Source organism: Polyangium sorediatum (assembly GCF_029946465.1).
Lineage (GTDB): Bacteria > Myxococcota_A > Polyangia > Polyangiales > Polyangiaceae > Polyangium > Polyangium fumosum.
In genome coordinates this window covers 1-13,050 of sequence record NZ_JARZHI010000057.1, presented here as the reverse complement: position 1 = coordinate 13,050, position 13,050 = coordinate 1, and the positions used below count along the sequence as shown (strand labels likewise).

The window sequence follows — 13,050 nt, the reverse complement described above, 5'->3', positions numbered from 1 at the left end:
CCTAGAAATGGACGCTGCCCGGGACCAGGCTGGGGAGGAGGTACCGATACGGCCGGGGACGGCGCCGGTTGCGCTCTTCGATCTCCACCTCGATCGCCGAAAGGTCCCGCTGGAACCGCTGGATCGCGGCCCGCGCCGGGAGCGAGCGCCCGAGCCGAGACGACCGGTAGTCCCCGAAGCGGCTGGCGCGGTGGACGGCGATGGCGCTGTAATGAACCTGCGTCGCCGCCGGGGTGAGGGGTGGGAACAGGGATTCGAAGGAGAGGGGCGCGCCGTCGCGGGGGGGCGGGCGATAGATGGCGGCAGGGAACCCCTCGATCAACGAATAGAAGTCGGGCTGCGCATAATGCAGCGCCGAATGCTTGGGGCCCGCGGTGAAGAGCGCCTGCGTCAGGACCTCGACCAGCGCCTCCCGTGTGCACAACCGGCCGTCTTCCGTCACCCGGCCCAGATCGCCGCCCTCGGGCGCCAAGAGCTCGGCGAACCAGGCTTGCAGTTCGTGATCGTCCGCCACATCGGCGTCGCCGCGATAAAATAGCTCCACGTACGAGGTCACGAAACGCCGAATCGCCGCGACGTGCAGGCGCGCATCGTCGCGATACGGGTAGTCGAGAGGCGACGCAGCGACCCCGCGCCGGGTGAGATCACGCTCCAGCTCCAGGTCGTAGAACGTGCGGCTGGTCCGCGCCTCCACCAGCACGGCGCGCATCTCGGCCAGCGTGCCGCCGTAGATGGTGCCGAAATGGCTGGAGGTATCGCGCAGGAGATCGTTGCCGTCGGCGTTGACCTGGAGCGTCCAGCGCAAATGCGGTTCGAGCAGGACATGCACCGGATGCTCGGCGGCAAGGCTTCGCGGCGTCGCCATCGCGAAGGCCTCGATGATCGTATGGACCTGGCCGAGGTGGCTCCCGAAGATATGCACGTTCATCTCGGCGGCCTGGGCGTAGAGCTTCGCCATTTCCCAGGCAGCCCCGTCGCCGGGGCGGTACAGGGGGTTCGGCGCGGGCGCGTCCGGGCCGTCGAGCTGAATGCCGATGGGGTGGAGATCGCAGAGGGCACCTTTTTCGGGGCGCATCTGGAAAAGCACCCGGGGCGCGGCCATGTAGCGATCACGCCAACGCGAATCGCGGGGCCGCCGCGGGTGCAAGGCGCGCCGGAGCAACGACAAATCGACGGCAAACAGCCGGCCGGCCTCGACCTCGGGCGCGAGCGGCTGGGCGAATGCGGCATCGGACGAAAAGAGGGCCGTGAGGTGGGCGGGGTCCTGGACACGCTCGATCAACACGGGACAGGGCCCGTCCAGGCGCTGCCGGGCGAAGGCGTCGTCGAGCGCATCGGCGGCGTCGACCCAGCGCGGCCGCGGGACGCCCAGCGAGAGCAAGCGAAACCGATCCGCGTCGCGCAGCAGGCCAAGCGCCTCCGCGGCGCGGCCGAGGCCGGTTTGCAGGGCCCTTCGCGTCAGCGAAGGCAGGAGCACGGGCAAAAGCTTGAGCACCCACCCCGGGCTGTACCATTCGCGGAGCGGGAAACGTTTCGCCGTCGGGACGGGGTACAGCCAGTGCGTCTCGGGATCACGCGGCTCGTATTCGTAGAGCCGCCGCGTCCGCGCGAGGCGCTCCTTTCGCGCCTCGCCGTCGGTCGCGTGCTGCGGAAGGCCGATGCAATCCGAGGAGGACATACATCGATTCTGCGGGACCCCGCGTGGCCTCGTCTACCAAATCCTGCCGCCGCGATCGCCATGGCGTCGGGCGTGTTTCGGGGGTCGGTCGAGGCATCACGCGGGGACCGAGCGAGCTCGTCAGGGCGCGGCGCCGGGGCTCTCCACCCGCGCCGCCTCCGGCGTCTTTCGCTTTTTGCGGAATCGCATGTTGAGCAGCTCCACCCCGAGCGCGAAGGCCATGGCGAAGTAGATGTAGCCCTTCGGAATCTTCTGCCCCATCCCCTCGGCGACGAGCATCACGCCGATCAGCAGCAGGAACGCGAGCGCGAGCAGCTTCACCGACGGGTGCGCGAGGACGAACCTCGAGATCCCCTTCGCGAACGCCAGCATCACGCCGACGGAGACCATGACCGCGGTCACCATGACCCACATCTGCTCGGGCGGGATCATGCCCACCGCCGTGATCACGGAGTCGAGCGAGAAGACCACGTCGAGGGCCAGGATCTGCACGATCACGAGCCCCACGCTCACCGCCTTGCCCCCGCTCCCGTGCGCCTCCTCCTCGTCCTTCTCGACCTTCGCGTAGATCTCGTTCGTCGACTTGGCCATCAGGAACAGGCCGCCGATGAGCAGGATCAGGCTCTTGCCCGAGATCGCCGCGCCGAGGACGGGCAGCGTGAAGAGCGGCCGCGTGAGGCCCATCAGGAAGCTTATCGTGAAGAGCAAGCCGATCCGCATCACGAGCGCGAGCAGGAGCCCCATCCGCCCCACGCTGTCCCTCTTGTCCGCCGGCAAGCGCGCCGTGAGGATCGAGATGAACACGACGTTGTCGATGCCGAGCACGATCTCCATCGCGCAGAGCGAGATCAGCGCAACCCAAGTCTCCGGATCCTGGATCCCCGAAAACATCCTCTCACACGTCCCTTTCCTGCCTCATGGCGGGCGACACGGACTCGTTTCTACACCAACCATCGGCGGCGCGCGCCGGGGTTCTCGGTTCTAGGGCGTGCTTCGGCGAAGGGAAGAGCGCGCGCCCACGTCCCTCCCCTGCCGCAACGGTGCCGCCCCACGTGAGGCGCTACACGATCGCGCCTGGCTCGGGTAGGCTGGAACCATGCTTTCCGGTCACGAACCGACCCTCGTGCAGAGGTCCGACCTCGTCGCGCGGCGCCGCCAAGCCCCTTCGACGCCGTTCGCCCACCTCGGGCTCAGCGCACGCTCTACGCGTCGGTCGAAGAGCTGATCCCGGCGGGGCGCGTGTATCTGCTCGGCGCCACCACAAACGGTCCGATCGTCGGCTCGCTCGTTTTCGGCGTCGGGATCGTCCCCGCGGAGGCGGGCGCCCTCCTCGTTTCGACACCAATCCGTTCTTCCCCCTCCTGCAATGTTATGGCGCCGGCGTCTACCCGTTCGGCCTGAGCCCCACCTCGTACGTGCTGCACGCATTCGACCGGCCCTCGTAAAGCCGAGCTTCGCGACGAAGATGTCCAGGCCGCTCGTGCGTGCCCCTGGAGACGAGACGAGCCAGCGCAGCGGCATTGATCGTGGCGCGCCTGCGCCGGCCGTGAGAAGACAAGGGCATGGAGGTATCGACCCCTCGGGCGACGGCGGTCGCGGACGTGCCTTCCCGGACCCACGTGGGCGCGCTCGGCGTCGTGACCACGATCTTTTTCATGTGGGGCTTCATGACCTGCATGAACGACATCCTCATCCCGCACCTGAAGAACGTGTTCCACCTCGGGTATGCCGAGGGCGCGCTCGTGCAATTCTCATTTTTCTCGGCCTATTTCCTGATGTCGCTGCCGGCCGGCAAGCTCGTCGCGCGCATCGGCTACAAACGAGGCCTCCCGCTCGGCCTCGCGACCGCCGGCGTCGGCGCGCTCCTGTTTTATCCGGCCGCCAGTTTGCCCTCGTATCCGTTTTTCCTGGCCGCGCTCTTCGTGCTCGCGACGGGCATCACGATCCTCCAGGTCACCGCGAATCCCTACGTCGCCGTGCTCGGCCCGCCGGCCACCGCGTCGAGCCGCCTGAACCTCACGCAGGCCTTCAACTCGCTCGGCACCACCGTGGCGCCCTATTTCGGCGGATACTTCATCCTCGGCGCCGTGAAACACGCGGAGAACCCGCTCGCCGAGGCGCACGCCGTCCGCATGCCTTACCTCGGCCTCGCGGCCATGCTCTTTGTGCTCGCCTTCGCGCTCGCGATCCTCAAGCTCCCGACGATCACGGCGGTCGAGGGCGAGGAGGCGAAACGCGGCTCGTTCCTCGACGCGCTCCGTTTTCCGCATTTGCGACGCGCCGCCCTCGGCATTTTCCTGTACGTCGGCGCCGAAGTCTCGATTGGCAGCTTTCTCGTCAATTTCTTCGGTCTCGCCGCGATCGGGGCGATGACCGAAGCGCAGGCGGCCAAATACGTGTCCCTCTACTGGGGCGGGGCGATGGTGGGCCGCTTCATCGGCTCGGCGGTCCTGCGCAAGCACGATCCGGGGCGGGTGCTCGGGGCGAGCGCGATCGTCGCGGCGTTGCTCGTGGCATGCACCGTCTTGCTCGACGGGCCCGTGGCGATGGGGACCATTCTCGTGGTCGGCCTCTTCAACTCCATCATGTTCCCGACCATCTTCACGCTGGGCATCGAGGGCCTCGGCAAGCTCACGAGCCAGGGGTCGAGCATCCTCGTCATGTCGATCGTCGGCGGCGCGATCGTCCCCGTGCTCTTCGGCCGGCTCGCCGACGCGATCGGCATTCACCAGGCCTTCCTCCTGCCCGCGCTTTGTTACCTCTACATCGTCCACTTCGGCTTTCGTGGATCCCGCCGCGTGGCCCTGCCCGCGTGAGCGGATCGCGCACGCGCCGAAATTCCCATAGCGGAATCCGTCCCGGGGCGCATTCTTGGCGCATGCAGCTTATGCGTTCCGTTCATGGATGGGTCTCTGCGGGTCTCCTGGGTCTGGTCGTCGTCGCCGGCTGCGGTGGTACCGAAGCACGGCCGCCGGACAACGCATCGTCCGGCACCGGCGGCATGGCCGGCGCAGGCGGCGCAGGCGGCGCAGGCGGCATGGCCGGCGCAGGCGGCGCGGGCGGCGCCCCCGAGCCTCCGGTTCGCGTGCAGATCCTCGGCTTCAACGATTTCCACGGAAACCTCGAGCCCCCGCCGGGCAGCGCGGGGCAGATCACCCTCCCCGACGACACCACCGTCGACGCCGGCGGCGCTGCCTATTTCGCGCATCACGTCGCCTCCTTGCGCGCCGAGAACCCGAACACCGTCGTGGTCTCCGCCGGCGACCTCATCGGCGGCAGCCCGCTCCTCTCCGCGCTTTTCCACGACGAGCCGACGATCGGCGCGATGAACCTGATCGGGCTCGACATCAATGCCGTCGGCAACCACGAGCTCGACGAGGGCAAAAACGAGCTTTTGCGCATGCAAAACGGCGGCTGCCATCCCAAGGACGGCTGCCAGGGCAGCAATGATTTCCCCGGCGCGAGCTTTGCGTTCCTCGCGGCGAACATCCTCGACGAGACGACCGGAAAACCCCTCTTTCCCCCGTACACCGTGCGCACGTTCGAGGACACGAAGGTGGCGTTCGTCGGGATGACGCTGAAAGCGACCCCGACCATCGTCGACCCCAGCGGGATCCAGGATCTTTCGTTCCTCGACGAGGTCGAGACCGTCAATGCGCTCGTGCCGGAGCTAAAGGCCCAGGGGATCGAGACCATCGTCGTGCTGCTCCACGAAGGCGGCGCGACCACGGGTTCGTTCGACGCATGCGCGGGCATCTCGGGGCCCGTCGTCCAGATCGCGACGAACATGTCCGACGCCGTCGACGTCATTCTCAGCGGACACACGCACGCGGCCTACAACTGCATGATCGGGGGCAAACTCGTCACGAGCGCCGCTTCCAATGGCCGTCTGCTCACCGACATCGATCTGGAGATCAGCCACCTCACCGGGGATGTGATCAGCAAAAAGGCGAAGAACGTGGTCGTCACCCGCGACACGGCCGAACCGCAGGTCGAGTCGTACGTGAACGAATATGCGGCGCAGGTGGCGCCGCTCGCGGAAATGCAGGTCGGCACCCTCACGGCGACGCTGAATCGGGGGCAGCCGCCCCTCGGCGCGAGCGTGTTCACGCTGGGCGTGGTGGTCGCCGATTCGATGCTCGCCGCGACGAAAGAGCCAGTCCAGGGAGGCGCCCACGTGGCCTTCATGAACGCGGGCGGCGTGCGGGCGAACCTGCCGTTCATGGCGACCGCGGGCGAGGCGACGAATGGGATCGTCACCTACAAGGAGCTCTTCTCGGTCGTGCCTTTTGCCAATTCGATCGTGGTCATGAGCTTGACGGGCGCCGAGCTCGACGCCTTGCTGGAGCAGCAATTCGGGGTGGACCGAAGCGGCGCCCCCTTCCTCTACCTGCTGCAGCCGTCGAGCAATTTCCGTTATGCGTACAGCGCGAGCGCGCCGGCCGGGTCGAAGGTCGATCCCGCGTCGATCCTGATCGACGGAATGCCCATCGACCTGGGCAAGACGTACCGGATCGCGGTGAACAGTTACAATGCGGCCGGCGGCGACGGTTTCTCCGTGTTGACGCTGGGCACGGAACGCCTCGGCGGCGCGCTCGACATCGACGCGCTCGAGGCTTATTTCGTCGCGAACTCGCCCCTCTCGCCGCCCGCCGTGGATCTCGTCCAGGCTTTGCCCTGAGCGGCGAGCGCCGCGGGCGGGGACGAGGGGATCCCCTTATGCGACACGCCCGGCGCTGGCGCGGTGGGCACAGGAACGAAGCAACGGGGTCAACGAGGGTGGAGGGCCACCTCCTGCGGGCTCACCCCGTCGCCACACGCACCCGCGGGAACACCAGCATTCCTTCGGTCCCCGCCCGGCGCAGCCCCGGCAACATGCACTCCACCACGTTGCCCTCCTCCGCCGGATCACTCGTCGTCGCCGCCTTCTCCATCGACGACGCCGAGAACCGCGTCCCCGCCGTGGGCGTGACGAGCTCGCACCCGGCCGCGGACGCGAGCGCCGCGAGCGGCGCGCGCTCGCGCTCCAGCAAGGGCGCGTGCGCGATCGCGCGGCCGCGCTCCTTGAACGCGCCGACCAGCACGCCCTCGAGCCCCTTCGCCTTGAGCGCCGCATAAAGCGCCGGGCTCGCCGAAAGGTCACGCCCGAGCGCCGCGCAGAGCGCGCTCTCCATCATCGTCCCGCTCACGTCGGCGCACGCCACGACGAACCGCTTCTCCGCCGAGAACTGCTCCTCCAGCGCCGAAGCGACCGCCGCCCCCGCGCGCACCTCGGCTTCGAGCGACTCGACCCGCCCGCGCGACGCCTCGAACTGCGCCGCGATTCCATCCCGCTCCGATCGCAGCGCCGCAAGCTCCCGCGCGAGCGTGTCCCGCTCCGATCGCAGCGCCGCAAGCTCCTGCGCCATCCCGTCGAGCGAAGCGCGCAGCGTGGCGAGCTCGCGCTCGGCCGCCTCCGTGCCCCGCGCGCCCTCGCGCTCGGCCGCCTCCACGCGTGACGATACGAGCGCCTCGTAGCGCATCACGATCGCCTCGATCTCGGCGCGCAGCGCCGCGGAAAACGTCTCTTTCATGGCGATCTCACCGCATGTACTTCGCGAGGTTCAAGGTCGTCACGAGCGGGTCCTGCCCGTCGCGCTGCAAGGCCAGCGTGAGCTCGTCCGGGCCCGAGACACACACGAAGAGCCGGCCCACGATCCCGGCGGCGAGGCCCGTCGGGATCATCGACACGCGCGGATCGTTCGACGTCATCTTCCCGGGCGCGTACTCCTGCGCCACGCGCAGCGGCGTCTTCGTGTCCCACTTGCCGAAGTCCACGTAATGCGGCCCGAACACGGCCGGATCCGAGACCGGCGTGCCCATCTGCACGAGCGCCACGAACTTCGGCGGGAAGCCACGCAGATCGCCCACGAAGTAGGAGAACCCCTGCGCACGCCGCACGAGGTGCACCTCGCGGTTCGCGATCTTCAGCGCGCCGAGCGCCACGGCCGTCTTCGGCGTCACGCCCACGATCGTCACGCCGCGCTCGGTGCGCTGCGGCGTCTCGTAGAGCACCACCTGCTGGAACGGATCGCTGCTGCCCGGCCGCCAGACCTTGAGCCCCGGGATCCCGAGCTCGTCCGCGAGCGCCTGCTCCACGAACGCGCTGCGCGAGGAGTTGCCCGCGAGCAAGATCGTCACGCCCTGCTCGCGCCAGTCCCCTTCGGTTCCCCACGGCGCGATCGCGAGCATGCTCTTCATGAGCTTCACGCCGTCACGGATGCGCGTTTGCAGGTGCTCCTTCAGCTTCGCGTGCAACGCCGGCACGTCCGTGGCCATCGATTCGAGCCGCACCTCGCTCCCGTCGAGGCGCGCGGCGGAGAGATCCGCGGCGCTGCGGGGCTCGTTCTCCGGCGCGAACTTCACCGCTTCGAGGCCGAGCTCGCGCTCGAAGCGGAAGCGGTTCTGCCGCCCGGCGAGGCTGCGCTTGTAGAGGTGCGGCTTGTTCGCGAGGTTGTTCGGAGGCACCGTCTGCGGCCGCATCATCGGCACCTCCTTGTCCTCCATCTCGGGCAGGTGCTTGTCGTGCTGGTGCGTGAGCCACACGAGCTCGTGCGTGAGGTAGTCGCCGCCGAGGTGATCGTCGCCGCTCACCTGGAGCGTCTCGATCACGGTCCGGCTGCCGAGCTCCTCGGCCTCCTGCTCGGTCGCGGGCCGGAAACGGCCACAGGCGATGTCGAGCGTGCCGCCGCCGAAATCGAAGACCGCGAAGCGCATCTCGCCAAACTTCGAGATCACCGGCTCGAGCTCGGCGTACGTCGCGAGCTCGGGACAAACCTCGGCGGCGAACGCCTCCGGCTCGCTCGCGCTCATCTCCACGACGATCTCCTCGGCCGGGATCCCCTCCGGGATGCCGAGCAAGATCCCGCGGCGGATCTCTTCTTCGAGCAGCTTGCGCGCGCGCTCGTCGAACTTCGCCGGGTGCGTGAGCCAGTAGCGCAGGTACACGTCCTGCCCCGGGCGGTTGATCGCGCGCGAGAGCAGGTAGGCGTACGCGCGCACGAGGATGCGGACGCGGTTCTCGTCGAGCAGGAAGTCGCGGCGGCGCTCGCGATCGCGGAGCTGCGGCGACTGATCGAGGCTGAGCACGCGCTCGGGCAGGCTCTTGAGCTCGCCCACGACCGCGTTCGGCGAATCCGTCATGGCCTCGCGCGCCGCGTGGCTGCCTCGCACGACGCGCAGGAGGTTCGGGAAACGCGCGTCGCCCGCCGCGGCGCGCTCGACCTCGGCCCACAGACGCTCGTGATCCTCGACGAGCAGGTACGTCGGGTTCTCCGCCGATTTCGAGGCCGGCGCGCTGCCGCTGCCGAGGCGGAGCAGCGAGCGGTAGCCCTTCTGGTAGAGCGCCGCGACGGTCGCGGTCGTGCCGAAATCGATGCCCACGGCCGAGAGGCGCTGGAACGATTTCAGGAGCGGCCGCGGGTCGCGCAAGCGCACCGGCAGCGCCGCGTGCCACGTGCACACGCCCGTGTGCTCGCCGTACGTGAGCGCGTGCTCGACCGTCAGATCGAGCGGCACGTCCTTGCCCTCCTCGGGGATCGGCAGGAGGTCCGGATGCGAGGAATCCAGGACGAGCTCGGTGTACGTGCGCCGCCCGCCCGCGCGCCGCGTCGCGTCCTCGACCACCACGGCGGGCGCGTCGTCGTCGCGCTGGAAGCGGTGCAGGACGTGCGAGGGCTTCGTGTCGATGACGAAGGGCTCGCCTTCGAGCTTCGTCTGTCCTGCGCTCGGGGGCTCCGCTCGGGCGAGCCGCGCTTCGCCCCCGAACCCCCAGTCCGCGAAGAGCCGAAGGCGCCACTTGCCCGTGCCGATCCAGAGCCCTTCCTCGGGGTTTTGCAGATCGAAGAGGCGCCGCTCGGGCGCGTCGACGAGGACCGAGTCCGTCGATTCGAGAAGATCCAGCGCCGAGAGCAGCGGCCCGTAGCCCGGAATGCCGACGAAGAGCGCCCGCGCGAGCGTCACCTTCCGCCCTCCCGCGAGCGAGCTCTGCGGCGACAGGATCAGCCGGAGCGCGCAGCGTTTGCCCGCGTGCGGCGCGAGCAGCGCGAGCGGCACGACGAACTCGACGGAGAACGGCGAGAGCGGCCCTGCGCCCGCTTCTGCGGGGGTGGATCCGATCGACGCGGCGACGGCGGTTCCGGCCTTCGCGCCCTCGATCTCGAGCGCCGCGAAGAACGGGCTGTCCGTCAGGCCGGAGACGCGGACGCGGAGCTCGGCGCTTTGCATCCAGCCTTCGAAGAGCGGGAGCGCCTGATCCCACGCCGCCGTCACCGGGCGCGGCGGGCGGATTTCCATGCGCACGCCGTTCGGCAGGGCGCGCTGGACCACCGTGGAAATGACGTCGATGCGGACGCGGGGCGAGGGGGTCGCGCGCTCGGGCGCGGGGGTCTGCGTGGCGGTGTCGTTCATGGTCGGCCCGAAAGCCGCGCGATGCTACCACCACCTCCCCGCGCCGCGATACGAAAGGACCGCTACCGCCTCGGCGCAGGCGGCGCCGATTGCACGGCCCTGCCACGCGAAGGCGGCGGCGCCGAGGGCAGACGTGTTCCTCCCGGCGCGGGGCTGTGGATCACGTCGGGCGGAGGCGGCGCGCTCCTGCGGTAGGTCTCCCCCCGCGGGGCCGGCGGCGCGACTTGCACGGGCGGCGCGACTTGCGTCGGCCTGTCCAGGTGCGCGGGCGGCGCGACTTGCACGGGCGGCGCGACCTCGGCGGGCGTTCGCAAAGCCGGAGGCGCCACCTGCACGGGCGTCCGGTACGCGGGATACGTACGATAGGCCGGGGTGCGATAGGCAGGGCTCGTGCGGTAGGCCGGATAGGCGGGATATTGGACGGCCGGCGGCGCGACCTGGACCGGCATGGATCTCCGGTACTGGTAGAGATCCCAGGGCTCGTCCTGGAAGACCACCCAGCCGCCGCCCATCGGATAATACCAGGACGAACCGACGAGATAGGCGTAGTTCCCGTTCCAGTAGTAGCTCGGGTAATCGTAAATGTCGTACGGGACGCCGCCCGCGCCGACGACGGAGTATCCGTACACCGAGCCGTAGCCGAGCGGCACCGTGGCCCCGATCGTCGCCCCGCCGCAGCCCGCGACGAACGCGAGGGCCACGCACAGCGCCGCGAGGCGCGCGAAAAGACCCATTCGACGGCTCCTGCCCGGCGTCGCCCACCTGGTTCCCATTTGCACAGCCGAACCTCGCTCCGTCCTGGCTGGGGCAAGCGGGATGCCAGCCATTACCGTTCGGCGGGACGGACGCCCGCCGCGAGCACCTTCCGTTTCTCGTCGAGCCACGCCCGCGCGGTCGCCTCGTCGGGCGCATGCCATACCCAGCGATTGCGGCTGCCGCGGAGCCAGCTCGCCCGGTCCATCATCTGCGATAACACGCGCACCGTGAAGCTCCCGCCATGGATGGCGAGCGCGCGCGGCGGCAGCCTGTGCCCGTTCGAAGTGAGCGCGTGCCGCGCCGCCGGCGAGAGCGCTCCGACGTACGTCAGATCCATGAGCAGGAGCACAAAGGGCCGCGCCTGCGCCCAGGTGATGAGCGCCTCCATCATCGCGGTCGCCGTCTCGCCGTCGTAGTCTCCGCGCGGCTTGATCACGACCGTGTCGGGCGGCTCGATGATCATCTCGCTAACGCCGTACGTCGTCCGGGTCTGCATGCCGCTCGACGCTAGAATACAGGATTTGACCCTCACGCGCCCCCGGGTTAGCCATGGTTCCATGAAGCTTCGTGCACCTCTCCTCCTTGCATTCACCTGCGCGGCGCTCGCCCCTGCGTCGTCCGCCTCCGCGCAACAGCTCCGCTTCACCGCGACGGTGCCGGGCGGAATCGCTGGCACGGGCAACGCGCTCGGCCTGAGCAAGGCCACCAATGCGAACGGCCCGGGAGAGCGCGACTCCATCGGCACGTTCACCTCCCTCGGCAATACGGTCGACGAGCCCCCCACGGACCCGCAGAACCCCTGGCCGATGGGCACCACGGCGGACTGGAAGATGAATGGGTCGAGCGCCGTGCTCACGCTCCCCGAGGCCGAGGTGCTCTACGCGGAGCTGCTCTGGGGCGGCAGCTACGACTATGGTGGGGAGAATGTCACGTCGATGCTCGAGACCGCCGTCACCATCGCGGCGAACGGCGCGACGATGATGGTCACGCCCGACCCCGCGACGGCGCTCACGATGAACGAGACGGCCGCCTCGGGCTTCGCGGTCCGTTATTACATGCGCTCGGCGGACGTGACGGATTTCGTCAAGCAGGCGGGCAAGGGCACGTACGAGGTCTCGGGCGTCCCGGCCACGCAGACGACCGCGATCAACAACTTGAGCGCCGCGGGCTGGACGCTCGTCGTCGCCTACCGCGACGAGGGCGTCCCCATGCGCAACCTCAGCGTCTTCGTGGGCGGCTCGTTCGTCGATGAGAACACGACCCAGGACTACACGGTGAGCGGCTTCTGCGCGCCGCCGGCGGGCGTCGTCGAGGGCGCCGTCATCGTGAGCGCGATCGAGGGCGACGCGAACTTCGTCGGCGATCAGCTCCGCATCGCGCCCACGGCGGCCGGGCCGTTCAAGAACCTTTCGGGGCCGAACAATCCCTCGGAGAATTTCTTCAGCTCGCAGATCAACGACGGAGACGGCAACCTCGACACGCAGGGCACGTTCGGCGATCGGAACCAGGACGCGGCCGGCGGCAAGAACGTGAGCGGCGGCCGCCAGGGCTGGGACGTGACCACGGTGCCCTTGAGCTCGGTGGACGAGCAGCTCCAGAATGGGCAGAGCTCGGCCGTCATCCGCACGCTCACGACGGGCGACTCGTATGCCCCGATCCTCGCGGCGTTCTCCATCGACGTGAATGCGCCGAATTTCAAGGGCGTGGCGAGCAGCGTCATCGACGCGCCGAGCTCGGTCTCGCTCGGCGACACCTTCACGGTCACGGCGATCCTCGCGAACAACGGCGACGTCGCGGCCGAGCAGATCGACTTTTCGCTCCCGCTGGATGCGAGCCTCGGCCTCGTGTCGTTCGCGGTCGACGGCACCCCCGGTGACGCCTCTGGCAACCCCGTTGACGGCGCGAAGCTCACGGCCGGCGTGCCGGTCGGGGATCTGCCGGCCGGCAAGACGAAATCGGTGACGCTCGACCTCGAAGTAAAGAGCGCGCCGCAGCTCGCGGGTTACTTCCTCAAGGCGAAGTGGGGCTACGGCTTCGAGGTTTGCCCCAACAAACCGCTCGTGACGGAGTCGTTCTCGCAATCGAAGCTCGTCCAGTACGCGGGCGGCGGCGGCGCGGGCGGCGCAGGGGGCGCAGGCGGCGCGGGCGGCGCGGGCGGCGCGGGCGGC

At 69.0% G+C, this 13,050-nt stretch carries 8 protein-coding genes and 1 pseudogene; 3 read left to right on the top strand and 6 right to left on the bottom strand.

What is annotated here, in order from left to right; genetic code table 11:
- Position 1: 1 nt before the first annotated feature.
- Positions 2 to 1,678, bottom strand: coding sequence for a lipoxygenase family protein (locus QHF89_RS37970; RefSeq protein WP_136972338.1), 1,677 nt, complete (start codon positions 1,676 to 1,678; stop codon positions 2 to 4).
- 120 nt (positions 1,679 to 1,798) lie between these two features.
- On the bottom strand, positions 1,799 to 2,569 hold the full coding sequence (locus QHF89_RS37965) for a TerC family protein (protein WP_136972337.1): 771 nt from the start codon (positions 2,567 to 2,569) through the stop codon (positions 1,799 to 1,801).
- 671 nt (positions 2,570 to 3,240) lie between these two features.
- On the opposite strand from QHF89_RS37965, the gene QHF89_RS37960 reads away from it, so the two are divergent.
- Together QHF89_RS37960 and QHF89_RS37955 are read left to right on the top strand one after the other, a co-directional pair.
- Positions 3,241 to 4,494 (top strand): sugar MFS transporter, encoded by a 1,254-nt coding sequence (locus QHF89_RS37960; RefSeq protein WP_136972336.1) that lies wholly within the window; start codon positions 3,241 to 3,243, stop codon positions 4,492 to 4,494.
- 62 nt (positions 4,495 to 4,556) lie between these two features.
- On the top strand, positions 4,557 to 6,359 hold the full coding sequence (locus QHF89_RS37955; RefSeq protein WP_136972335.1) for a bifunctional metallophosphatase/5'-nucleotidase: 1,803 nt from the start codon (positions 4,557 to 4,559) through the stop codon (positions 6,357 to 6,359).
- A 121-nt stretch (positions 6,360 to 6,480) separates the two neighbouring features.
- Here QHF89_RS37955 and QHF89_RS37950 read toward each other — a convergent pair whose 3' ends face one another.
- From QHF89_RS37950 to QHF89_RS37935, 4 genes are all read right to left on the bottom strand, one after another.
- Positions 6,481 to 7,251 (bottom strand): hypothetical protein, encoded by a 771-nt coding sequence (locus QHF89_RS37950; RefSeq protein WP_284721446.1) that lies wholly within the window; start codon positions 7,249 to 7,251, stop codon positions 6,481 to 6,483.
- A gap of 7 nt (positions 7,252 to 7,258) precedes the next feature.
- Positions 7,259 to 10,126 (bottom strand): hypothetical protein, encoded by a 2,868-nt coding sequence (locus QHF89_RS37945; protein WP_136972334.1) that lies wholly within the window; start codon positions 10,124 to 10,126, stop codon positions 7,259 to 7,261.
- A gap of 62 nt (positions 10,127 to 10,188) precedes the next feature.
- Complete coding sequence (locus QHF89_RS37940; protein ID WP_136972333.1) at positions 10,189 to 10,860, bottom strand: hypothetical protein; 672 nt, start codon at positions 10,858 to 10,860, stop codon at positions 10,189 to 10,191.
- Positions 10,861 to 10,952: 92 nt separating this feature from the next.
- Positions 10,953 to 11,378 (bottom strand): hypothetical protein, encoded by a 426-nt coding sequence (locus QHF89_RS37935; RefSeq protein WP_136972332.1) that lies wholly within the window; start codon positions 11,376 to 11,378, stop codon positions 10,953 to 10,955.
- Between the two features lie 61 nt (positions 11,379 to 11,439).
- Between QHF89_RS37935 and QHF89_RS37930 the strand changes: the two are divergent.
- A pseudogene (locus QHF89_RS37930) lies at positions 11,440 to 13,050 on the top strand (hypothetical protein); the annotation flags it as partial.

Bases quoted from the DNA above. Each gene is read 5' to 3' on its own strand.
- QHF89_RS37940 (WP_136972333.1), bottom strand. From the start codon at position 10,860: ATGGGTCTTTTCGCGCGCCTCGCGGCGCTGTGCGTGGCCCTCGCGTTC.
- QHF89_RS37935 (WP_136972332.1), bottom strand. From the start codon at position 11,378: ATGCAGACCCGGACGACGTACGGCGTTAGCGAGATGATCATCGAGCCG.
- QHF89_RS37950 (WP_284721446.1), bottom strand. From the start codon at position 7,251: ATGAAAGAGACGTTTTCCGCGGCGCTGCGCGCCGAGATCGAGGCGATC.
- QHF89_RS37960 (WP_136972336.1), top strand. From the start codon at position 3,241: ATGGAGGTATCGACCCCTCGGGCGACGGCGGTCGCGGACGTGCCTTCC.
- QHF89_RS37955 (WP_136972335.1), top strand. From the start codon at position 4,557: ATGCAGCTTATGCGTTCCGTTCATGGATGGGTCTCTGCGGGTCTCCTG.
- QHF89_RS37945 (WP_136972334.1), bottom strand. From the start codon at position 10,126: ATGAACGACACCGCCACGCAGACCCCCGCGCCCGAGCGCGCGACCCCC.
- QHF89_RS37965 (WP_136972337.1), bottom strand. From the start codon at position 2,569: ATGTTTTCGGGGATCCAGGATCCGGAGACTTGGGTTGCGCTGATCTCG.
- QHF89_RS37970 (WP_136972338.1), bottom strand. From the start codon at position 1,678: ATGTCCTCCTCGGATTGCATCGGCCTTCCGCAGCACGCGACCGACGGC.